Origin of the sequence: Moritella sp. JT01 (assembly GCF_001574435.1) — a bacterium.
In the GTDB taxonomy this organism is placed as follows: domain Bacteria; phylum Pseudomonadota; class Gammaproteobacteria; order Enterobacterales; family Moritellaceae; genus Moritella.
In genome coordinates, this window is record NZ_LOCN01000007.1 from 99,110 (window position 1) to 123,327 (window position 24,218).

General features: G+C 39.5%; 20 protein-coding genes. 7 read left to right on the top strand and 13 right to left on the bottom strand.

Annotated elements, in window-relative coordinates; translation table 11 throughout:
* Positions 1-131 precede the first annotated feature (131 nt).
* The 6 genes from AKG98_RS07145 to AKG98_RS07170 form a co-directional block, all read right to left on the bottom strand.
* Positions 132-1,007: an alpha/beta hydrolase gene (locus AKG98_RS07145; RefSeq protein ID WP_228140237.1), complete on the bottom strand. Its 876-nt coding sequence runs from the start codon at positions 1,005-1,007 to the stop codon at positions 132-134.
* 233 nt (positions 1,008-1,240) lie between these two features.
* Positions 1,241-2,635 carry a wax ester/triacylglycerol synthase domain-containing protein gene (locus AKG98_RS07150; protein ID WP_067043489.1) on the bottom strand — a complete coding sequence of 465 codons (1,395 nt, stop codon included), beginning with the start codon at positions 2,633-2,635 and terminating at the stop codon, positions 1,241-1,243.
* Positions 2,636-2,657: 22 nt separating this feature from the next.
* On the bottom strand, positions 2,658-2,954 hold the full coding sequence (locus AKG98_RS07155; protein ID WP_067043492.1) for a polyhydroxyalkanoic acid system family protein: 297 nt from the start codon (positions 2,952-2,954) through the stop codon (positions 2,658-2,660).
* A 133-nt stretch (positions 2,955-3,087) separates the two neighbouring features.
* A complete protein-coding gene (locus tag AKG98_RS07160) occupies positions 3,088-3,624 on the bottom strand; it encodes a lecithin retinol acyltransferase family protein (protein ID WP_067043494.1) in 537 nt (178 codons plus the stop codon).
* Positions 3,625-3,672: 48 nt separating this feature from the next.
* On the bottom strand, positions 3,673-4,227 hold the full coding sequence (locus AKG98_RS07165) for an NAD(P)H nitroreductase (RefSeq protein WP_067043497.1): 555 nt from the start codon (positions 4,225-4,227) through the stop codon (positions 3,673-3,675).
* A gap of 184 nt (positions 4,228-4,411) precedes the next feature.
* Positions 4,412-6,442 carry an NADPH-dependent 2,4-dienoyl-CoA reductase gene (locus AKG98_RS07170; protein WP_067043500.1) on the bottom strand — a complete coding sequence of 677 codons (2,031 nt, stop codon included), beginning with the start codon at positions 6,440-6,442 and terminating at the stop codon, positions 4,412-4,414.
* 343 nt (positions 6,443-6,785) lie between these two features.
* On the opposite strand from AKG98_RS07170, the gene sppA reads away from it, so the two are divergent.
* Both sppA and ansA read left to right on the top strand, forming a co-directional pair.
* Positions 6,786-8,648, top strand: coding sequence for a signal peptide peptidase SppA (gene sppA / locus AKG98_RS07175; RefSeq protein ID WP_067043503.1), 1,863 nt, complete (start codon positions 6,786-6,788; stop codon positions 8,646-8,648).
* A gap of 190 nt (positions 8,649-8,838) precedes the next feature.
* Positions 8,839-9,849 carry an asparaginase gene (gene ansA, locus AKG98_RS07180; protein ID WP_067043505.1) on the top strand — a complete coding sequence of 337 codons (1,011 nt, stop codon included), beginning with the start codon at positions 8,839-8,841 and terminating at the stop codon, positions 9,847-9,849.
* 210 nt (positions 9,850-10,059) lie between these two features.
* Here ansA and punC read toward each other — a convergent pair whose 3' ends face one another.
* Entirely contained in the window at positions 10,060-11,292 is a 1,233-nt protein-coding gene (gene punC, locus AKG98_RS07185) for a purine nucleoside transporter PunC (RefSeq protein ID WP_067043508.1), read from the bottom strand.
* Between the two features lie 104 nt (positions 11,293-11,396).
* Here punC and punR point away from each other — a divergent pair, with 104 nt between their 5' ends.
* From punR to purT, 4 genes are all read left to right on the top strand, one after another.
* A complete protein-coding gene (gene punR, locus AKG98_RS07190) occupies positions 11,397-12,299 on the top strand; it encodes a DNA-binding transcriptional activator PunR (RefSeq protein ID WP_067043511.1) in 903 nt (300 codons plus the stop codon).
* A gap of 72 nt (positions 12,300-12,371) precedes the next feature.
* Positions 12,372-15,467: a DUF748 domain-containing protein gene (locus AKG98_RS07195; protein ID WP_067043514.1), complete on the top strand. Its 3,096-nt coding sequence runs from the start codon at positions 12,372-12,374 to the stop codon at positions 15,465-15,467.
* Positions 15,468-15,878: 411 nt separating this feature from the next.
* Positions 15,879-16,211 carry a hypothetical protein gene (locus AKG98_RS07200; protein ID WP_067043517.1) on the top strand — a complete coding sequence of 111 codons (333 nt, stop codon included), beginning with the start codon at positions 15,879-15,881 and terminating at the stop codon, positions 16,209-16,211.
* 217 nt (positions 16,212-16,428) lie between these two features.
* Positions 16,429-17,610 (top strand): formate-dependent phosphoribosylglycinamide formyltransferase, encoded by a 1,182-nt coding sequence (gene purT, locus AKG98_RS07205; protein WP_067043519.1) that lies wholly within the window; start codon positions 16,429-16,431, stop codon positions 17,608-17,610.
* Positions 17,611-17,744: 134 nt separating this feature from the next.
* On the opposite strand, the gene AKG98_RS07210 is transcribed toward purT, so the two are convergent.
* From AKG98_RS07210 to AKG98_RS07240, 6 genes are all read right to left on the bottom strand, one after another.
* A complete protein-coding gene (locus AKG98_RS07210; RefSeq protein ID WP_067043522.1) occupies positions 17,745-18,944 on the bottom strand; it encodes a NupC/NupG family nucleoside CNT transporter in 1,200 nt (399 codons plus the stop codon).
* A gap of 217 nt (positions 18,945-19,161) precedes the next feature.
* The gene (locus tag AKG98_RS07220; protein ID WP_067045096.1) at positions 19,162-20,100 is read right to left on the bottom strand and encodes a LysR family transcriptional regulator; all 939 of its coding nucleotides are present in this window, start codon (positions 20,098-20,100) and stop codon (positions 19,162-19,164) included.
* Positions 20,101-20,259: 159 nt separating this feature from the next.
* Entirely contained in the window at positions 20,260-21,615 is a 1,356-nt protein-coding gene (locus AKG98_RS07225) for a hypothetical protein (protein WP_067043528.1), read from the bottom strand.
* Between the two features lie 72 nt (positions 21,616-21,687).
* Positions 21,688-22,491: a phytanoyl-CoA dioxygenase family protein gene (locus tag AKG98_RS07230; protein WP_228140238.1), complete on the bottom strand. Its 804-nt coding sequence runs from the start codon at positions 22,489-22,491 to the stop codon at positions 21,688-21,690.
* A 150-nt stretch (positions 22,492-22,641) separates the two neighbouring features.
* A complete protein-coding gene (locus tag AKG98_RS07235) occupies positions 22,642-23,043 on the bottom strand; it encodes a YkgJ family cysteine cluster protein (RefSeq protein ID WP_067043531.1) in 402 nt (133 codons plus the stop codon).
* Between the two features lie 189 nt (positions 23,044-23,232).
* A complete protein-coding gene (locus AKG98_RS07240) occupies positions 23,233-23,550 on the bottom strand; it encodes a heavy metal-binding domain-containing protein (protein ID WP_067043534.1) in 318 nt (105 codons plus the stop codon).
* A 164-nt stretch (positions 23,551-23,714) separates the two neighbouring features.
* Here AKG98_RS07240 and AKG98_RS07245 point away from each other — a divergent pair, with 164 nt between their 5' ends.
* Positions 23,715-24,146, top strand: coding sequence for a septal ring lytic transglycosylase RlpA family protein (locus AKG98_RS07245; protein WP_067043537.1), 432 nt, complete (start codon positions 23,715-23,717; stop codon positions 24,144-24,146).
* Positions 24,147-24,218 lie beyond the last annotated feature (72 nt).

The window sequence follows — 24,218 nt, forward strand, 5'->3', positions numbered from 1 at the left end:
AATTATTTATCTTACTCGCCTTTTTTTTGACTGTTATTCCAAGTTACTTCAAGATGCTATATAACGTGAAAACACCTAGTCTCTATGGATACGTTATGATTTGATTTTATTAAATGATGAAACAACCCTGTTTAAGACTTATTTAGATGCTTATTTATAAAGTCTACAATTTGAATCAGCGCCGCCTTACTTTCAGGAAGCTGCTCAAATAATGGAAATACATGCGGCATCTGGTGCCATATTTGTAAATGAGAATCAACGCCCTTGGCTTGCATAAAGTCAGCAAGTCGAGTTGAATCATCACGCATTAGTTCGGCACTTCCAGCATGGAACATAAAAGGAGGAAAACCAGTGAAGTCACCAAATAACGGTGAAATCTCATCGTTATGCAGATCGGTATTATCCCCCTCTAAATACAGGTTTCGACAATGTAGCATCACTTCTAGACTAAACAGTGCATCACTATAACGGTTTTCCACAGAAGATAAGCCACTTTGAGTCATATCAGCCACCGGTGATAATAATACACCGCAACTCGGCATCGGCAAGCCATTACGTTTAGCGCGTAACAATAAAGATAGCGCAATATTACCACCCGCAGAATCTCCCGCGACAACGATGTCTTCGGGTAAGGTACCGTCATCTAATAATGACTGGTAAACAGCATAACAACTGTTAAGTGCAGCCGGAAAAGGGTGTTCAGGGGCAAGTGGATAATCAGGAATAATCGCGTGTAAATCTAATGGTTCAGCTAAACGTGCTATCAAATTATGATGTAATCCCGGTGTTTTAAATACAAAAGCGCCACCATGTACATATAATAATTTTTTCTTACTCGTAGAGAACTTAACTTTGATCTCATCACACAAAGTGCCAGCACGCATGGATTGTGAACGTTCAATTTTAGAGCTAGTTCCGAATACAAATTTGTCTAATGCTCGCATTTGAAAACGTAATTTATGCACGTCTTTGGTATTTTCAATCGAACGCTTCACTGTGTTTTTCAAAAATAAATTCAGCGCCTTAGCTTGCCAACTAATCAAAGTAACCTCGAACAAAATTTATACGTGTAAAAATATAGCAATACAAATTAGGTACTTTTCCTAAGACATAGAACTAACAATGGAATTTATATTTTATAAGTTACATCTTTATGTAACAAATCTGTAACTTACAAAAAGTAGCATAAAATAAGCAGAAGGGATAGATAAAGATGGTGACCTAGTCACCATCTTTATATTTACCGTGAAGAGATTAGCACTGAGTGTTGCTTGGCATTGTCGAGGATTTCATCGGATAGAATGTCACAGGCAGCTTCAACATGACGAGATAGCATATCTAAATCAGGTAATTCATTCTTACAACCGACTAGACCAAAAAACACGTTTTCATGATAGCTATACAGCGTAATGTTTAATGCCGTACCTGCAGAAAGTACTGACACAGGATACACTTCTGTTAATTTAGCGCCAGCTAGGTAAGCAAACTCTTGCTGTCCACGCACATTCGATACCAGCACTGAACCTAATGGGGGTAAGAACTTTGATATACCCAACCATTCGGAAATAGACGCTGTTGCTTGGATCAGTAATGAAAAATTAACCACCGATTCTGCAGGTAAACTGAATAAATCTTCTTTCACACTGCTCGTACGTTTAAAAATAGTTTCTAAATGATCTAATGCATCAGCATCAATATTACCCAATTCAACGCCTGTTAATGCATTTCTACGTCCATTACCAATACGAACAGGAACCTGAGCAACTAACGGCTTGCGTAATAAGATGCCCTTTTCTTTTAAATAACGGTTAAGGCCGATATCAACGCAACATAAGATCACGTCATTCAACGTTACCCCTGTTATCTTACTAATTGAACGCATTTTTTCAAAAGGTAAACGACCAAAAGAGACAATACGAGATCGCGTCGCAGGGACAGAAAATGGCGTCCTTGGTGCACAAAATGGTAATGCAGGTCCTTTGTCACGTAGATGTAGAAATTTTAACCCCATGCGTGTACCAAGTTTGACAAGGCCTGGTATTGATTTTAGCTGCTTTAGTCCGCTCATATAAGCTGATAACGCATTTTCAATCACACCCGCGGATTCTTTATAACCAGGACGGAAAGATGGGATCTGCCAAAATGGACGGTAGTCATTTACTGATTGATCATTTTGTAAATACCCAGACAGCCAACTATTTGCCATTTTACCATCTGCCATTGCATAATGAATTTTGGTGAAGATAGCAAAACGATCGTCCGATAGCCCTTCGATAAGATAAACCTCCCATAACGGGCGTGTTCGATCGATTAGATGTGAATGTAAACGTTCAACTAAATCACGTAATTGTTCATCAGAACCATCACCCGGTAACATTGACATGCGGATATGATAATTAAAATCAAATTGACTATCATGGACCCAATAATACAAGCCGCCAATGCTTTTTTTAAGCTTAAAGTTAAACGGGGTGGCAACAGCCGGATCCATAATCAATTTTTGAAAGAGATCGCGCGCAAAATTACCTTCATAGTCCTTTGGCGGTTCAAATATTTGCAGTCCTGAAAAATGCTTAGGACTTGCTGTACTCTCACTTAATAAAAATGAGGTTTCAACCAGTGATAATTGTTCCATAATATCAAGCCTTAGTCATACTTTATTTATGTGAACACGCTGCACTTGGCAGCAGTTCATCAAGCGTTTCTTCAATGCTTTTTTTTAAAACAAAACTAACAGGAAATAACAGTATCCCCAATTTTAATTTAATTTTGATACTTTCTGAATCAGCATGTAAATACCCTCTGGTATGTGCATGCTTAATATGAAGTTTATCACCTTTCCATTTAAGTGTAAGGCCATACTCTTCTGCTATATCAAGCATAACTTTGTCTGCGATGCGGATAATTTGCTGATGTGGCAAACTATGATCGCGAATGATTTCAATGTTACCCACAATTCACCTTACTCGCTAAGTTAGAACCCTGACGAGTGTTAAGTCTAATGGTCGATATTATAGAGAAAATAACTAGAAAGCGCTTACTAAAGAAGTGAGCACTTAAAGGACAGAAACTAGATATAAAGAGGTATTAATCAGGGGTTTTATCTTCAATATCTTGATTACTATTCGTTAATAATACTAACCAAAATCCGGTTGATGTAAAAAGAGCATGTTTCCACCAAGACAGTGACGCCTCATTTAAATGCGATAATTGCGAGGCGATACCCCACAGTAGTGCAGAGCGTAGTCGACCACTTGAGCAGCGATCAACTAACAAGGTAGCAATTAAAATTAAGGCTCGACGTAACTGCGGGCTAGTGATTTTAACACCGCAAACCTCGTGTACGAAATGTTCACAATTGTTTTTCAGCAGATGATAACGCTTTTTATCTGCAATCAATTGCTTGGCATTTTTGATGATCTCACTGGCAGGTAAACTCCCAGGTAAAAAACCATGGTCGATAATGTCTTTATCATCAGAAAAATCAAGCAAGCTAACCAAGCCACGGCCAGATCGTGCACGCGAATTTTCATAAACATGACCACAACCATCCGAGATACCAACATGATGGTAAAGTGGAAATTGTACACTGAGTAAATGTCCTTTCGGATAGTCTGTTGTCATCTTAATTCCTCAGTTTTTATTTAAGTACTAATTCCAAACTCAATAGTGTTAATTATCCATTCGCGTAACAAAATTATCAGTGTTTAATTGACGAATTTTTTTGCATGATACGTCGGGAGTACCTAAATATAAAAAACCAACAATTTCATCTTTTTCTTCTAACTCAAGCTTTTGTTTTATATGGCTATCATAAGCAAACCAGCCCGTACGCCAAATACCATTAAAACCTTGTGCTTGCGCTGCCATTTGCATTGCCATGACCACACAACCTGCTGACATTAACTGCTCCGACTCCGGGATTTTTGGATGATCTTCAATTCTAGCAATAACAGTAATAATTTGCGGTGCTCGAAACGGTGCATTTGCCGCCTTTAATACATCTTTCTCCACTTTTCCTAGATTAAATGCCGCATCTTGAAAATAGTGCGATAAAGTGTTTAAACCTTCACCTTCGGTGATAATAAAACGCCAAGGGGTTAATCCACCGTGATCAGGTGCACGTAATCCAGCATTAATAATGTTATCTAATGCTTCACCACTTGGGGCAGGTGCGATAAGCTGATTACAAGAATGGCGATTTATTAATAGGTCAATTGCGTCCATTATTTACTACTTTGAACAATGAGTGATAGCTAAAGTATTCAATGTAGTCAATAAAATATCAAGTGATTAATTTATTAGGATCAAAAAAACCCATACATAAGATGGGCTTCTTTTAATAATAACAGTCGCTACAACAGCAACTTTGATTGTCTTATATTAGTATTAAATGCGTATTAAACTAACGTTAAATCGACGCGGCAAGTTCAGCACCTTGACGAATTGCACGTTTAGCATCAAGTTCACCCGCTTCAAATGCGCCACCAATAAGGTGTGTTTTCACTTTCTCAGATTGCAGTTGCTCAAACAATTCTCTAAAAGGTTCTTGTCCAGCACATAAGATCACATTATCAACATCTAATACTTTTTTCACACCATCAACGGTAATATGTAAACCTTGATCATCAATAAGGTCATAAGAAGCGCCTTTGATCATTTCTACATTTTTCTTCTGCAGTGTTGCTCTGTGTACCCAGCCACTTGTTTTACCTAGGCCAGCACCGACTTTAGTATCTTTTCGTTGTAATAAAAATACTTCACGCGCTGGCGCAGTATTTTTAGCTGGTGTTAGACCACCGACAGTTTGACTATCTTCTGTTACGCCCCACTCGCTTAACCACCGTTTAGTATTGGTCGATGGTGAAGCGCCTTCTTCTTCAACTAGGAATTCTGAAACATCGAAGCCAATACCACCAGCACCAATAACAGCAACACGTTTACCAACTGGCTTATGATCTCGTAACACTTCAATGTAACTTAATACTTTTTCATGTTTAATACCGGGAATGGCTGGTGTTCTTGGTTTGATACCCGTTGCCACAACAACATCATCATACCCTTTACCTTGCAGGGTCTTAACCGTCACTAACTCATTTAAATGTAAGTTAATACCAAGTACTTCGATTTGTTTCGCATAATAACGCAGTGTTTCGTAAAACTCTTCTTTACCCGGGATCTGTTTCGCATAATTGAATTGACCACCAATTTCTGAACGGCTATCAAAAATATCAATTTTATGACCACGCTCAGCAGCATAACAAGCAAATGCTAAACCCGCCGGACCCGCGCCAACAACCGCAATTCGTTTTGATATTGAGGCAGTTTCAAATTTTAGCTCAGTTTCAAAACAAGCTTGTGGATTAACCAAACAAGATGCACGTTTCGCTTTAAATACATGGTCTAAACATGCTTGGTTACAGGCAATACAAGTATTGATCTCATCTGCTTTACCCGCTGCTGCTTTCTCTACAAAGTTAGGATCTGCCAACATTGGACGTGCCATCGATACCATATCCGCTTGCCCAGAAGCTAAAATCTGTTCTGCAACCTCTGGTGTATTAATACGGTTAGTTGTCACTAAAGGAACATTGACGTGCTCCTTCATTTTCTCTGTTACCCAGCTAAATGCGGCACGAGGTACACTGGTTACAATGGTTGGTACACGCGCTTCATGCCAGCCAATCCCCGTATTAATAATCGTCACACCGGCTTTTTCAAGTTCTTTCGCAAGCTCAACCGCTTCTTCAAACGTACTACCATCTTCAACAAGATCAAGCATTGAAAGGCGGAAAATAATAATAAAATCATTACCAACACGCTGACGAATCGCTTTTACAATTTCAATAGGAAAACGCATACGATTTTGATAACTACCACCCCATTCATCAGTACGCTTATTACTGCGTCGACAAATAAATTGATTGATAAGGTACCCCTCAGAACCCATTACTTCCACACCATCATAACCAGCAAACTTAGCCAGTTCTGCGGTTTTGGCAAAATCATAAATAGTACAACGGACAGAACGTTTGGACATCGCTCTTGGTGTAAACGGGTTAATCGGTGCTTTCTTTTTACTCGCGCTCACACTAAATGGATGATAAGCATAACGACCCGCATGCAGAATTTGTAGCGCAATTTTACTGCCATTATCATGAACAGCTTGTGTAACGACTTGATGTTTCTTCGCTTGCCATTTATAAGACAGTTGCATACCGTGTGGCATGAGGCGACCACGTAGGTTTGGTGAAATACCACCCGTCACAATTAACCCGACTCCACCTTTGGCACGTTCAGCATAAAAAGCAGCCAGTTTTTGAAATCCATTTTTTTCTTCTTCTAAGCCTGTATGCATCGAACCCATCAAGACTCGGTTTTTCAATGTTGTAAAGCCCAGATCTAACGGTGCCAACATATTCGGATAATTGCTTGCAGACATAACTCCACTCCCAGTGGTTACACAATTGCTATATAATTGTTATCTATTTTAATTTTAGAGTAATTAATTTAATCGTTCATTTCAAACGCTATTTTAACTAATACAGCGTACAAGTGTAGTCATAAATTAATGATTTCGTTGAATTTCAACACTTAACAATACATTTCGTCGTGTTTACACTAAGCTTAATTTGTCATTATTTATTATTAATGAGAACTAGATCCGCTACGTATTGTCACACCTCCATATTCTAAGTGCTTTAATCTAAACTAGATTTATGGCTTAATATACAAAATAACATCCATAACAGTCTAATCCCATTGGGTTTACTAGGAATATAATAATGAGAAAATTATTCTCACTACTCGGATTCATTCTTTCTAAAATAGGTCGTTCGATTACATTCACGCGTAATTTAATCTTAAACCTGTTTTTCATTTCTTTTATAGCAATTATTATTATTGCTTTGCAGCAGCAAAAAGATGCTCCCGTCACATTCGCAGATAATACCGCTTTGGTTCTCAACTTAAACGGTGTTCTCGTTGATCAACCAAAATTAGTTGATCCATTCGACAAAGTTATTGGTGAACTTGTTGATTCTCAAAATGTCATTAATGAAATTGCTATTTCAGACGTTGTTAGCGTCATTAACAGCGCGAAGACAGACAATGCCATTAGCGCACTAATCTTAGATCTCGCACAGCTAAAACCAGCGAGTCTAACGAAATTAACGGATATTTCGGATGCATTAGTTGAATTCAAAAAAAGTAATAAGCCAATTTATGCTTACGGTGATTACTTTAGCCAAGAACAATACTTCCTTGCTTCATTTGCGGATGAAATTCTGTTAAATCCTGCAGGTGGTGTATTACTACAAGGTTATGGTAGTTATAGTCTTTATTTCAAAGATGCCATTGATAAGCTCAATCTATCATCACATGTGTTCCGTGTAGGCACTTATAAATCATTTGTTGAACCCTTTACACGTAGTGACATGTCAGCAGAAAGTAAAGAAGCTAAATTAAACTGGTTAAATCAACTTTGGGATACCTACACCAGCACGGTTGCTAAGAATCGCTTAATTAACGCTGACGACGTAGCACCTAAAGCAGATATATTTATTGCACAATTGCAATCAGTCAATGGCAACATTGCGCAATATGCTTTAAAACAAAAACTTGTAGACCAACTATTAACGCGTGAACAAATCTCTCATTATCTGGCTAAAAAGCTAAATAGCGAATCGGATAAGTATGACAAAGTTGAGTTTTTAGATTACCTTAATCTTCTGCCTACACAGTTTGAAGAACAAGGTTTTGCTAGTAAGCCTGGTGTCGGTATCATTTTTGCTAATGGCCAAATCTTAGATGGTAATCAACCTCCTGGTGCGATTGGCGGAAAATCGCTGACTAAGCTGTTACTACAAGCGAAAGACGATGAACAAATCAAAGCCTTGGTCCTACGAATAGACAGTCCAGGTGGTAGTGCATTTGCATCAGAACAAATCCGTACCGCATTATTAGAAGTGAAAAAATCGGGTAAACCCGTGATAGTGTCTATGGGTAGCGTCGCCGCATCTGGTGGTTATTGGATAGCCTCAGCAGCTGATGAAATTTGGGCTAAACCAACCACGATCACCGGCTCAATTGGTATCTTTGGTCTATTTGCGACAACTGAAAAATTACTCGCTAAGATGGGAATTTACAGTGATGGTGTCGGGACAACCGATTACACAGGGCTATCTGTAAATCGAGAACTGCCTGAGCACATGGCTAAAATTATCCAAATGACGGTTGAAAATGGCTATAGCAACTTCTTGAATGTGGTTGCTGAAGGTCGAGATATGACGACAGAAGAAGTTGATAAGGTTGCTCAAGGTCGTGTTTGGACTGGTAGCGATGCGCTCAATCTTGGCCTTATTGATAACCTTGGCAGCCTTGATGATGCCATTGCGTCTGCCGCTAAAAAAGCGGGTGTATCGAGTGATTCATTAATTTTAATTCAAACACCCCGTAGTGAGCGCGATAGATTACTGTCTATGTTCACTCAATCTGTTGCAAAACAAGTATTAACAGAACTCAACATTAGTCCTAATGGTAGCATGGCGACTTGGTTAGCAACAATGAGCCGACAAGCCGGACAACTCACTAACTACTCAGATCCACAAGGCCTATATGTGGAATGTTTAGTATGCGAAATTAAATAATCCTCTAGATTAACTGCACCCAGTGAGTCATTGTATTGAGCGGTAAACGAATCCATTTACCGCTCAATTCAAATTTATATCTTAATTACCCTATTAAATTGCAGTTTTATTAAGCAATCTAGTATCAAGCTATTCCATTAATTGATTTCAGCACTATAATCCTCTTAAAAAACGCACAGGGAATTTATTAATGGCTAAGAAATCAATCTACATCGCATATACTGGTGGCACGATCGGTATGCAACATTCAGAGCACGGTTATGTACCGATGGAAGGATTCATGACGGATTGCTTAGCGCGTCTACCTGAATTCCACCGCGAAGAAATGCCTGATTTCACCCTTCACGAGTATTCGCCGTTAATCGACTCTTCTAACATGTCACCTTCTGATTGGCAGCAGATCGCAGAAGATATCCAAAGCAATTATGACGACTACGATGGCTTTGTGATCTTACATGGTACTGATACCATGGCGTACACAGCATCAGCATTATCATTTATATTAGAAGATCTTGGCAAACCCGTTATTGTTACTGGTTCCCAGATCCCACTGGCTGAGATCCGTTCAGATGGTCAAAGCAACCTACTGAACTCGCTTTACCTCGCAGCAAACTACCCTGTTCATGAAGTCTGTTTATTTTTTAATAACCAGTTATTACGCGGTAACAGAACCACAAAAGTGCATGCCGATGGTTTTAGCGCGTTTGCGACACCAAACTGCGAAACACTATTAAAAGTGGGTATCAACATTGAAATAATGCTGGGTGATGTAAAACCGATTACTGAAAAAACACTTACGGTTAGTAATATTACACCACAGCCTATTGCGATCGTGACACTTTACCCTGGTATTTCAACAGAAGTTATCTTTAATATTCTGTTACAACCAGTTAAAGCGTTAATCTTGCTAAGTTATGGCGTAGGTAATGCCCCGCAAAGTGAAGCGCTATTGAATGCGCTTGAAGCCGCTAACCAGCGTGGTATCGTTGTGGTAAATCTTACCCAGTGCATTAAAGGTAAAGTTAACATGGGCGGTTATGCGACAGGCGATGCTCTAGCGCAAGTTGGTGTTATCTCGGGTTATGATATGACGACCGAAGCTGCATTAACTAAGTTGCATTATCTCATCAGTAAAAAGCTACCGAGTGAAGAAATTAAAGTACTAATGCAACAAAACATTCGTGGTGAATTGAGCCACTAAACTATCGCTAGTACAGTATCGAATAAACCGCGCTAGCATACGATTTAGATGAATGTTACCAATAAAAAAACGGGAACGACAATTACTGTCTTTCCCGTTTTTTATTCAAATTTCAGTTTGTAAGAAATCCCCCCTCATCTCTAACTCACCTTAATTTAAAATAATCACTTCTTAATGACTACACCACTATTTCATAACTAAACTTCATAATTAAACCACTACAGCTGCATTCGCTGTTTCATTCATTTTTTTGTGCTTAGCTAATACATAACCGACCACAATCAGCAAACCTTGGAACAACATCACAGCAGTCACTGTATACATACCATGTTCAGAAAATGCGGATACCACACTGCTTGCTAAGAAACAAAACATCGTCTGTAAAAAGTTAAGTAATCCTGCAGCCGTTGCACTACAATTCTTAAAGTCAGCGAGTGCAGCATTAATCACCAATGGGTAAATCGCACCATTAGCAACCGCTAAGAAACAGAATGGGATCAAAATAGGCCAAATAGTCGTTGGTGATGTTACAAACGCAATCACAAACATAGTCACAACCGTTGTGATAAACAGTGTAATTAACCAAGGCAATAATTGTTTCGCATTAAAGCGTGTTAACAGGCTACGACAACCATAACCACCAACAAGAAAAGCAACTGTCTGAGGTAGATAACTTAGACCAATGTCCGAACCTGAATAGCCCATGGCAGTCATAATGAATGGTGAACCAGTTAAATACGCGAAGAATGCAGCCGAGCACGCCGCAAATATCAACATATTACCCATGAATATTTTTGATTTTATAATTTGCTTATAATCACGCGCCAATTGCGATGACAGTTTTTCTTGTTTTTTACCTAAGGGTACACTTTCTTGTTCGCGACTTGTTGCAAATGCCAACGCTAAACCAATCACCATAAGCACAACAAAAATACTACGCCAGCCAAAGAACGCTTCCATACCTGCGCCGAGTAAAGGAGCTAATGCAGGAGACAGCGCAACCAATGGCATAATAGTCGCAAAGACACGCTCTGACGATTTACCTTGATAACGGTCAATCACCACAGCCTGCCAAATAACAGTGCCACAACATGCACCTAATGCTTGACCAAACCGTGCAAGAAGAAACAGCTCAATACTGTTAGATACAGAGATAACAGCGGTTGATATAACAAAGATAGTCATACCAACAAACAGCATCTTCTTACGGCCAACACGATCAGACAGCGGACCATAAACTAATTGGCCAAGCGCCATTCCCAATAAAAAAATACTGAGCGACAAGCTAATTAATGTCTGAGATGTACCAAATTCATGACGAATAGTTTCGAATGCGGGTAAATACATATCCGTTGCAAGAAAACCTAGCATACTTAATCCAGAAAACCAGATCATCGTGCTCATTGGAATTTTATTTTTAGTGTTATTTTCAATATTGTTCATTACTTAAACTACATAGACTAATGATGATGTTACTAGTTTAATACTGGCGATTCTGTTTGAGAAACGCTAATATTTCACTATTGCTTTCAAAAAATTTGATGTGTATGTTTTCCCAACAAGATCTGCAAGTTATCGACGCAGTTGCAAGACGCGGAAGTTTCACTGCTGCAGCAGATGAATTATGTAAAGTACCCAGTGCGATTAGCTACACGGTACGTAATATTGAAGAGCGATTATCGGTCGAGTTATTTATTCGTCTGCATCGTAAAGTAGAGCTAACACCTGCAGGTGAATACTTTGTGATTGAATCTCGGAAATTGCTCAAGCAAATGGCACATATGAAATTTCAAACCCAGCGCGTCGCTAACGGTTGGAACCAAAGTGTGTCTCTTGCGCTCGATAATGTAGTACATGAAGGTCGTATTAACACTATGGTGGGTGACTTCTACAACGCATTTCCAGATGTAGAACTTTTACTCACGATGGAAGTGTATAACGGTGTTTGGGATGCCTTAGTTGATTCACGCGCCGATATTGCCATTGGTGCAACCGCATCAATCCCGGTGAGTGGCGGTTTTGATTATCGTGGTATGGGGGAACTAAAATGGACGTTTGTCATTAGCCCTAATCACCCCCTGGCCAACGCAGAACAAGCAATAGGTAACGAGGAACTGGCAAAATACCCGGTTATTTGTTTAGAAGATACGGCACGTAAACTACCTAAACGCACCACCTGGTTACTTGATAATCAACGTCGTCTTGTAGTACCAAACTGGCATAGCGCAACCCAATTACTCAAAGGCGGCTTAGGTATTGCTATCATGCCTGCACATATGGCAAATAAACTGTTAATGACTGGAGAGTTAATAGAGAAAGAACTCATTACAAGTTTACCTGTCAGCGACTGTTGTCTTGCTTGGAATACCAAACGAATGAGCCCTGCAGTTCAATGGTTACTTGATTATTTAGGGGATAGTGACCAGTTACATCAGCAATGGTTAGAATAATAACTGTTCTGCTAGCCATTGATATTCTATAATTAGTTCTATTGATTGTATTTAAAAGGATTTACATTACTAATGGCTGCTATATTTTCAAACTTTCGTCAAAAATTCTCAGGTGCGCCACGTTATCAACGTTTATTAAGTTATGCGCTGGTTGCCTATTTAATGTATGCCTTGCTGTTAGGTTTACTCGCCCCCTATCTCGCTAAAAGTATCGCACCAGAAAAAATCAGTGCGTTACTTGGCCGCCCAGTACAACTGCAAGATGTCAGTATTAACCCTTTTACCCTCAAGTTTGAGATCAAAGGGTTTGCAATTCAAACCCAAGATCAGCAAGATTTTACTGGTATTGGTCGACTCACATTGCAAATTAACTTATGGAAAAGTTTATTCAATGGCAGTATCAATATTGAGACTATCGAAATTGATCAAGCCTTTGCTAATATTGAAAAATTAGATGAAAGTCAATTTAACTTCTCTGATATTCCAGCGCACATAGCAGCACAATCGGTGCCATCAGAAACACCAGCACCCATTAGCGAAGAGACAACTGAAGGCAGTGAGTTACCGCATATTCAAATCGCTAATATCAGCATCACCAACACCGCGTTTAATTTTAAAGACCTCCCTACAGGTGCTGAACTCAACTACCCAGCAATCAATATTGTACTGACCAAATTCAATAGCCTGGCAATGTTGAATAGTAAAAAACACAGCAACGCGCCATCCATACCTTACAACAGTTATGATTTGAGCATTGAAGGCGCCGACAATAGTGCTGTGACCACGGTAGGTCGATTCCAGTTAACGCCATTGGAAGCACAAGGTAACCTGGCCCTTAAACACATAAAATTAGTGACATTCTGGCCATTCATAGCAGAACAACTAACAGCTAAGCTAGAGTCAGGCGTTATCGACTTTACAACTGACTATCAGTTCATTAGTGATGATGAATCTCCGCAGCTGATCACTAATGCGGGTCAATTTTCATTACGTACACTGGTATTCACTAACCCAGAAAAAGAACTCGTTAACCTACCGTTATTCACAGTTGCAGGCATCAAAGTTGACCTATTAGAGCAACAAATTGGTTTAGATAATATCAGTACCGATGGATTAAAAGTTAATGCAGTTATAAACAAAGATGGTGTTGTTAACCTAGTAAACGCTTTTACACCAAAACATACAGAACCAACTAGCGCATCATCCGATATCAAAATAACAGCTAAATCGAAATTGCAGGCAACGCAACCTGAAAGCAATGAAACTCAAGCAACTGAAAATGCAGAAACACAAGAATGGCTCGTCACCCTTGGTGAGTTTAATTTAACCAACTACGATATCAATGTCATTGAATCTATAATGACGGATGCAACTGCATGGCGTGTATTCCCAATTAACGTCAGTACCAAATCATTAACCAGCCGTCTCGATACACCCATTGAATATAATTTAGCCTTCACGATTAACGATAAAGGTACCTTCTCTTCTCAAGGTAGCGCAGATGTAAAAGAACAATCACTTGATGCTACGATCAATTTAGATAAATTGAACCTCGCACAATTTCAACCTTATCTTAAACCTTACGTGAACATCACAATCCAAAGTGGTGAATTCACAACGCAAGGTAACCTTTATGCGAATGCCAAAGGTGCAGCTCGCTTTGATGGTTCAATAAAACTGGAAGCACTAGCGATTAATGACAACAAATTAAATAAAACGCTCATCAAATGGCAAGATTTCACTATCAACAGTCTTAAATTCGATAAAGAAGCAAACAGTTTGCTTATCGACCATGTTTCTCTAGTGCAGCCTTATGCTCAGATAATTGTCGCTGCAGATAAAAGCTCCAATGTGTCTGATCTGGTTGTCAAAACAAAAGATGCAAAGAAAGATGTGACGGTTGAACAAGGAGAACTCCAAGTTAAACCAGAGACTCAAAAAACTAAAGTAGCAGAAGATGCAATGCTGATTGAAATAAACAAGATCACACTCGCACAAGGTAAAGTTGACTATACCGATAACCTGCTTAAACCTAGTTTTGAAGCTGTCATCGAAAATATAGAAGGCCATGTTGGTAAACTCTCATCGACAACAACCAAAAATGCAGAAATTGATATCAAAGCTGTCGTCAACAAATACGCCCCCATGACCTTAAGAGGCGTGGTTAACCCATTAATCCCAGAACCTTTTGTTGATGTGGAATTCGTGTTTGATAACTTCGAGTTGCCCTCAATGACGCCCTACTCTGGTACATATGCTGGTTTAGATATTGATGAAGGTCAGTTATCTCTAGCCCTAAAATACAAACTAGATAAAAATCATTTAGAGGGCAGTAACCATATCTTTATTGACCAACTGGATATTAACGATACCAAAGACAGTGACGCAGGAAGTTTTCTTCCTATTACCCTCGCTTTACCACTACTAAAAGACAGCAGTGGTGCGATTGATTTAGGTGTGAATGTATCTGGTGATATTAACGACCCAAGTTTTAATGTTGCTGAAATTGTACTAAAATCATTAAGCAACATTATTCTTAAAGCGGTTACCTCACCATTTACGTTATTGGCAAGTCTTGTTGATACAACCGACGATTTAGATAAAGTAAGTTTTGCTAATGGCTCAGCAATACTTGCCAAAGCAGAGCAAACTAAGCTAGACACATTAGCGGAAGCATTAGCACAGCGCCCTGACATCAAATTGAACATAAAAGGCAGTTATGATGTGAATATGGACAAACAAACGCTTCAAAATCGAGTGGTGAATGCGAAGCTAAGTCAATTAACAAACACGAATGTTTCGGAAATGATTAACGCAACGAATATACCAGCATCAAGTGATATGAGAGATGCACTTATCGCGTTATATGAGCAAGAAACCAAAAGTAAAGCAGATGCGTTACGCAACGCAATTGCAGCGCAACAACCCGCATTAGCTAAACCAGAGTTAGAAAAAATTTGGCTTCGTCGTTTATATACAGAAACAAGTAAGCAACAATCAATCACAGATAAAGCGCTAAGAGGGTTAGCTAAATCGCGAGCTAATGCAATTAAAACTCACCTACGAGATGTAAGCAAAGTTGACGCGGGCCGTATCTTTGTATTAAGTCATCAAAGCAATGTGCCATCAGCAAGTACACAAACAACATTGACGCTTGTCGTTAAATAGATGATTAGGAAATAGCATTATATAAAATAGGCTTCATTAGTTGTGTTACTACGACAGGTGAAGCCTAATGTTATTTTTCAGATACCATTCTTTTTCCGTTATATGTAAATCCTTATGCGCCTCTTTCATTTCCCGTCCTTTATAAATACAGGGGTCATTTGTAACTTGACACATCATAGCCATTTCCTACTGCTGTAAATTAACAACACCATAGCGAAAGTTTAGCTAAATTTTAAATATTTTCCATTGTCGATTAACCGACCAAAGACCTGCTACGTAAGCACCTATATCCGATAAATATACAAATCAAAGATCATCACTTATGCTTACATTAGTTTGAGCTAATTAGGATACCAGCCTGTATGCATCTACTGATTAATATTCCAGTGATTTATAATTGGAGACCAACTTATGCTTGAAGGTAACTTTGTCGCATTAAAATCAGAACTATTAATCTGGCATACTCAGCAATTCATGAATAATAAACTGAGTTACGCCATGCTATGTGATTATATTTGGGAAATATTACAAGACTGGCAACGTTTAAATATCGTGGATAACAGAATATCAAGTCAAAAAGAAATGGTTTTTTGGTTCTTAGTATTTGAACTACAATTTCAAGATGAAACGTCTTTATTGCATGATAAAAGCGTTAATTTTAAATTACATAACTGCATCTTGTTTTTACAAGATGAACTTGAGATGCCTAAAGGCTGTATTGGTGTGAGGCCTAATTACGCTTAACAAGCGATCTTAAGTTCACGTTCCAACACAAAAACAAAACATTCACTTTTAGATGTTACAACCTATTTACCACTTAAAACTTCCATTTCCATCCAAATTTCTATATCATTCTGCTTAGAAACTTAGTTAAATATACTATAGTACTTAAAATACAACAAGTTAGTGAATTATCATTTGTTTGACCACCAAATTTATAATCAATTAATAGGGAACTGTTATGTTAGGTACCGCCAACAGCAAAAGTGCAACACGTGTATTACTATTGGGTTCAGGAGAGCTTGGAAAAGAAGTGACTATTGAGTTTCAGCGTTTAGGGGTCGAAGTCATTGCCGTTGATCGTTATGACAATGCACCCGCGATGCAAGTCGCTCATCGTAGTCACACCATTGATATGCTTGATGGAAATGCCCTAAGACGTGTGATTGAACTTGAACAACCACATTATGTTATTCCAGAAATAGAAGCTATCGCGACAGATACCCTGCTTGAATTAGAGCAAGAAGGTGTCAATATCATTCCTACAGCTCGCGCAACCAAGCTAACAATGGATCGTGAAGGTATTCGTCTTCTTGCCGCTGAAACCCTTAACTTACCAACGTCACCTTATATCTTTACTGATAATAAAACTGAATATGAAGCCGCGGTTGCAGAAATCGGTATTCCATGTGTGATAAAACCAGTCATGAGTTCATCAGGTAAAGGTCAAAGTATTATTCGTGATAAAGATGACATCGAGCAAGCTTGGCATTATGCACAAGAAGGTGGCCGAGCTGGCGCAGGGCGTATCATCATTGAAGGCTTTGTTAAATTCGATTTCGAGATCACCATGCTTACGATCAGTGCAGTAGATGGCATCCATTTCTGCGACCCTATTGGTCACCGTCAGCAAGATGGAGATTACCGTGAGTCATGGCAACCACAAATAATGTGTGATGATGTGCTTGCCAAAGCACAAAAAGTATCTGCAGCTGTAGTTAAAGAATTAGGCGGTTATGGTCTATTCGGTGTCGAACTCTTCATTCGAGGTAAAGACGTATTCTTTAGTGAAGTTTCACCGCGCCCGCACGACACAGGTATGGTGACACTAATCTCACAAGACTTGTCTGAATTTGCTTTGCATGTACGCGCTGTGTTAGGGCTACCGATCACCCAAATCCAACAGTATGGTCCATCTGCCTCTGCCGTTATCCTAGCAGAGGGTCATTCGACTAATATTGGTTTTAATCAATTAGCACCAGCACTGGCTTGTGTACCTGGCAGTCAAATCCGTCTCTTCGGCAAACCAGAGATCGCAGGGCAACGTCGCTTAGGTGTAGCTCTGGCTCGTGGTATTAATACCATCGATGCGATTGATAAAGCCAAAGAAGTAGCGAAAACAGTTGAAGTGACTTTTAACTAAGACTAAGTGATTTTAGTTAATACGTAAGTACCTTGACGTATTTAGATCAAAAAAGGCTAACAAGTTATTACTCGTTAGCCTTTTTTACATCTGTAATTCAAGTTAATTATTGTATCTATACTTCTAACTGTGAATTATAAACTTAACATCACACCAGCAATTGCGGCACTCATCAAGTTAGCCAGTACACCAGCAAAGATAGCGCGGAAGCCATGTTTGGCAATAAATTGACGACGCTCCGGGATAATACTGCCTAAACCACCAATCAAGATAGCCATAGTACTGATATTGGCAAAACCACACAGTGCAAAGGTAATAATCGCTTGTGAATGTTCACTTAACTGATCTTTTACTTCCATCAACTGAATAAACGCCACAAACTCATTGACGACGATCTTATTACCAATCAACGAACCTGCAACAATCGCTTCATTCCATGGCACACCAATCACCCAAGCAACAGGCGCAAACACATAACCTAGAATGATTTCAAAGCTTAATGTCAGATCAAACCAATTGCCAATACCACCTAACATGCCATTCAGTAGCGCGATAACACCGACAAACGCTAACAAGGTAGCACCAATCGCTGTCGCCATACTTAAACCAGCCATAGCGCCGTCAGCAAGGGCTTCAACAACGTTTGTTGCGCGCGGTAATTCAACTTTAGTGATCTCATCATCGCTTAGTTTATCTGTTGATGGCGGGAACAAAAATTTCGCCATTAACAAACCAGCAGGTGCAGACATAAATGATGCAGCAACAAGATATTTGATCTCAACACCAATCATCGCGTAACCCACGAGTGTGCCACCAGCAACAGATGCTAGACCGCAAGTCATCACAGCAAAAAACTGCGAATCGCTCATGCCTTTTAAATACGGTTTAACAACTAAAGGCGCTTCAACCATACCGACAAAAATGTTGGCCGTTGCCGCTAACGATTCCGCGCGGCCAGTGCCTAACAATTTCTGTAAGCCACCACCAACAATATTAATCACCTTCGGCATAAAACCAATATGATACAGCGCTGAAATTAACGCAGAGAAGAACACAATAATACCTAATACATTGATAGCAAATACAAAGTTGCCTTCAACTAAATTGCCAAATAAGAACGAGATACCTTCTTGGCCATAATCAATCACATTTGATACACCCGCACTAAAACCATTTAATGCGTTTTTTCCTGCTGGAAAATATAATACGATAAAAGCAAACGTGATCTGTAATATAAACGCTAGCGAGACAGTTCTTAGTGGGATATTGCGGCGATTGTTAGAGCAGAAATACGCCGTTAATAGGATCACTATTATGCCTAAAATAGATATCATGGAACAAACCTGTTTAATGATTAAAATTATAAAGACGCGTATTGTAGTCTGCGCCATTTTTACAGCAAGTCCAATAAGTTACCTGCTTGTTACAATTAAATTCAAACGGCTTGTTGTGATAGCTAGTTACTTGTTTTATAACAATTCAATAATGATATTTGGGTTATTATTTCCATATGGAAATAATATTTCCCCATGAGAAGATAATTTCTTGAGGTTAAATTTTAATCTGTGACTTTAATTGCCGATCCCAGTATGAAGGCTGACCAATATATTCTTTGAAAAAGGTGATCGCAGCGCTAATTTTCTTCGGTAAATGCTTACGGCTTGGGTATACAGCATAGAACTGCATGCTTTGATTCGCCTGCCATTCTGGTAATAGCTGTATCAACTTGCCCGTTCTAAATTCATCCGTTAATAAATACGTGGCTAAGTAGGCAATTCCCCACCCTGATATCGCGGCATCGCGAATCGCTTCAGCTAAATCAACACGATAGTCACCATTAACATTAATGTATAACGCGTCAGCACCTTTTTGGAATGACCATAAGCCATAGTTACGTTTACGACTTTGGTAAATCAGGCAGTTATGGTTCTCAAGATCTTGCGGATGTAGTGGCGCAGAGTGGTGCATCAAATAATCTGGTGACGCAGCGACCACAAAGCGGGTATCAGCCAAATGCTGAGCCACATAACCTTCGGGTATGTCTTCAATGTTGGTCAACCACAGATCTAAACCGTCATCAATCATATTGGCTTTATAATCGAACAGACTCACTTCAACATGTAGGTCTGGGTGCAGTTTACGAAACTGTTCAATTGCCGGGATGATATGGATCGTACCAAATGACTGCGAAACACCTAAACGCAGAATACCCGTCACTTCGTCTTGCAGATTAGTCATCATGACATCAGCGTCTTGTACACTGCTTACCACGTCAGCACAATAACGGGCAAACTGTTGACCCGCATCAGTTAAGGTGAAGCTTCGCGTTGAACGCTGCACAAGTTTAACGTTTAAATCAGCTTCTAAACACTTGAGTTGTTTACTGACATGAGAAACCGACACACTTAACGTATGTGCAGCAGCAGTAAAGCTACCGGTTTGTACCAGGGTATGGAAGAGTGCCATTTGGCTAGCGCGATCTTGAATCAAATGAAAAGTACCGAGTAACGTCCGATCTGTGTGACCAGGTAGTAATAAAAAATAAACATCGTTATTGATGTTTAATACAGCCAGTGTATACAAAAATTAATATGCAATAAAGCAGTAAGCCATTACGGGACGACAGTGCTGGCTTACTGCTCGATTATATCAAGGTTTATGACGTAAAATTGAACGAACGTAACTGCGTGTATTCGCGTTATGATCTGACATAAACTCAGCGAGTAAGTTGATCATTTGGGTTACCCCCTCTTCGCCATTTTGCTCTCGGATCATATCAACAATCATGTCGACTTCCTTACTACCATCGACTTCAAAACTCGGGTCACTCACTAGCTTCTCTGGCACCCAACGTTCAAGGTAATAAGCCAATTTCTGTGACTTGTCATATGATTTTTTGGCAAAGACCTCTACAAATGTCGTATTTGTGTATTCAATAACAGGTGTCTCTTGCTCTAACGCTTTAAATAATACGCTACTAAAATCATTATTTTCATAGGCCTGCTTGGTGATGACCTCTTGAAATGTTTCTAATACCAAGTGACGATTAGAGAGCAATTGAATCGCATCTATTTTCGCTTGCGGGAAACCCATCATATCTTTGGCATTTGTCCAGATACTCGACGCAGTACTCACACCCGGTTGTAATGTTGAGTGATATGACTGTGCAATGTCTCCAATGTAATGCATCCCCCATCCCATAAAGCGCCAACCCCAATAATCATGGCCAGTACGAAAGGCATATTCAGATAACGCTTTGTACATATGGACACGATAGTCAGGGAAGGTATCACGTAAGAACGGCGCGAGTGTAAAGAGCACACTTGATTCATGGTAGAAACCCATATGGAAAGGTGCTTGCGAGCTGTATTCTAATGCCGGATTACCAAAGGCTTGTTTACCAAAACCATACAGTTTACCCGCGTCGGTATTGCTGTCTTCAAACAAACCAATATCTAAACCATTATCTGGGTCATCATTAGCCGATACTAACACCTCGATTGGCGTTACCATCTCACCACTTTTCACTTCAACAAAGGTCATGGTGTTGTAATGGTCTAGGCTTTTAAATACGGTAACCTCTGACGAATCCATTCGACGACGGCCTTGTTTATCCTGCCCAGGTAATAACTGAATATATGGGTTAACACGTGCATTCGGGTTGATACGTATGGCATGAATGAAACTTGTTTGTAAGTCTTGGCCAGCGGCATCAAATGCTAAGGAATCTGGACGCGGTTTATAATACGGGAAGTTTTGGCGTAACCAGTCTTCATTGGTTGCTAACAACGTTTCTAACCCTTGCGCCTCTGCTGTCACAAATTCGGCTAAGGTTTCGACTTTAATCGGTGCTTGCGCTGCCACTTCTGGCATGGTATTCAGTATTGGATAGGTAATGAGGCTATGTTCAGACCATGCATTGGCATTACTCACCAGCATACTGCTATACAAGAGTGCACCTAAAGTGACTTTCAGCGGTCTTTTAAACAAGATCGGGATAAGCATAATATTCCTTTGAAATCGGTCATATATTGGCAGACCTTATGTTGAAGCGCTAACTGATATTTTTCGGCGCAATCAACACTGCGCCTTTAAGTCGAGCGTACTCATGAATAATCTCGGGTCATCAATCTTATCCAGCATTTCAATGCTCGGTAAACATTCGTCATCGACATAGTCAGCAAAATCCCCATCTGGATCAAACACTAAGATATCCAGCGCTAACCGATCCATGCCATATAAACCGCGGTGGATCATATCAGCTGAGAAAACGAGTAAGTCGCCAGCGGCTAAGTTCATCACCTTACCGGTAGAGAGGCTATCACTGCTCACTTTGCCTTTTATTTCCTGTCGTACATTAAACTCTTCTTCATTATCCCAGCGCTTATGCGTACCAGGGACGAGTTCCATGCCGAGTTCATCAAACAAAGGCACGCGAAGATGTACCACTTGCGTCTCTTGCACGGCTATTTTTTGCTGTTCAACCTCATGATCGTATTGGCAGTCGCGATGCCAGAAATCTTTTTGTTTAGGGTTAACGGGGTTGAAAAATAATTGGGTATTCATAAACGCTGGATTAGCCGGTATAACCGATTCGACAACATCCATCATTTTTTTTGAACTGATAAAATTGAAAAGCTTCAGCCGATCGTCGCACTCTAAATAATCGATGCCGGTAATGACAGACGAATTAAACGCTTCTGAACGATAGAATTGTATATTGTCTTCTTTCCAGCGCTCATGGAATTTTGATACTACTTCTCTCAGTGCTAAAATCTCATTTGTATTAAAATAATTTCTTATTACAAAGTAACCTTGCTCGTCATATTCGCTATTCAATTGACTTCTATTACTCTCTTTAATACCCGTTACCTTTAACACCCATTACCTCTATTTTATTATCAAAACTCGGCGGCCTATGCTTTGGTTAATACCAGACAAGCTCTAAGGATTAGCCGAGTTTAATGTTGCTACTTATTCAGAATAAATTCCATTTTATCTCCGTAACGTTTTAATTGATTAATTTTTTAGTTACACCAACACTTGTCGTGTATTTCTGATGTAGTGATGGATCTGCCCCTCGACTTTAACGTCAATCATTTCATCTGGTCGACGATCATTGGGACAAGGCATTTTCGGTGTTGTACCAAACAGTCGACAGATCAACGGTCGTTCTTCGTACACAGTGCAACCTTTAGGGCCTAAATGTACGCAGTTATACTCATCTAATGCGGCTTCATGCTCAGCATCTGTTTTATATGGCAGGCGCGACATTTCTTCTGCAGACGTCGTTACTGGCCCACAGCAATCGTGGCAACCCGGCGTACATTCAAACGTAGGGATCTCTTTACGCAGGCGTGCAAGGTCTTCTTTATTATTGTTCTTACTCTTGTTTTTTAACAATAATTTTATTTTTTCGTAGTCCGAAACCATTATAGTTCTCTACCTAACGTCACTAGAAAATGACCATGCCTGTAAATTTACGGCGTATGTTAACATTTGTAAGCGTACGACGTCTTGATTTACTGCGTCTTTTACCTAGACCACTCGCGACTAATTGAAATGAGCTGAAAATTGTGAATAACGAGCAGAGGTAACTATTTTATTCTTTTTAAGGACGCGTTATTTTTTTAATTTAACTGCCGTTCCAAAGACCATAATTTCAGATGAGCCATCCATAATTGCACTTGTAGTAAAACGAATGCCTACAACAGCATCTGCCCCCTTTTCATGCGCATTTGCAATGAGACGTTGAACTGCTATATCCCTAGCTTCCGTTAACATTTCTGTGTAACCTCGAATTTCACCACCGACAATACTTTTTAAACTGGCCATAATGTCACGTCCTATATGCTTGGCCTGAACAACGTTACCTGTCACTACACCTACTATTTCTTCTATTTCCTTGCCTGGAATTGACTCAGTGGTTGAATAGATCATAAAATTTCCTTGAAAATATAAAGCTAAGCTCAACAGCGTAGCAAGCTAGCGGGGATTTTGGAACAAACTTAAATGTTGATGTCTCACACCGCGATGAATTATTAATGATATGAAGAAATAGGTATAATATGCAACATTACTTAAAAAAGTGGTATTAAAATAACATGAAAAAGTTAAGTCTTATATTTACAATGCTAGTCCTTTCCGTGCTGACAGCTTGTTCATCTACATCCGCATCGACAAGCGCGTCACCTAAAACAATAGCCTACTCAAAATCTCACGACCTTGTAGGTCAAGCTTCTTGGTATGGTAAAAGATTCCACGGAAAGCTTACAGCGAGTGGAGAGAAATACAATATGAGAGCATATACTGCCGCGCATAAAACCCTACCATTTGGTACAGTCGTTAGGGTTATTAATACGGCTAACAACAAGTCTGTCGATGTCAAAATTAATGATAGAGGGCCATTTGTTAAAGCTAGAGTAATAGACCTTTCTCAAAAAGCATTTGAAAAAATAAGCAGTAAAAATCAAGGCGTCGTTCCTGTCAGAATCGAAATTTTGGATGATAGTCATACCTTTAGATACAAAAACTAAAAAATAGGTGCCTGTTACAAGACACCAACTCCAGTATACAACATCATTAAGCCACAACAAGCGTCATGTTAT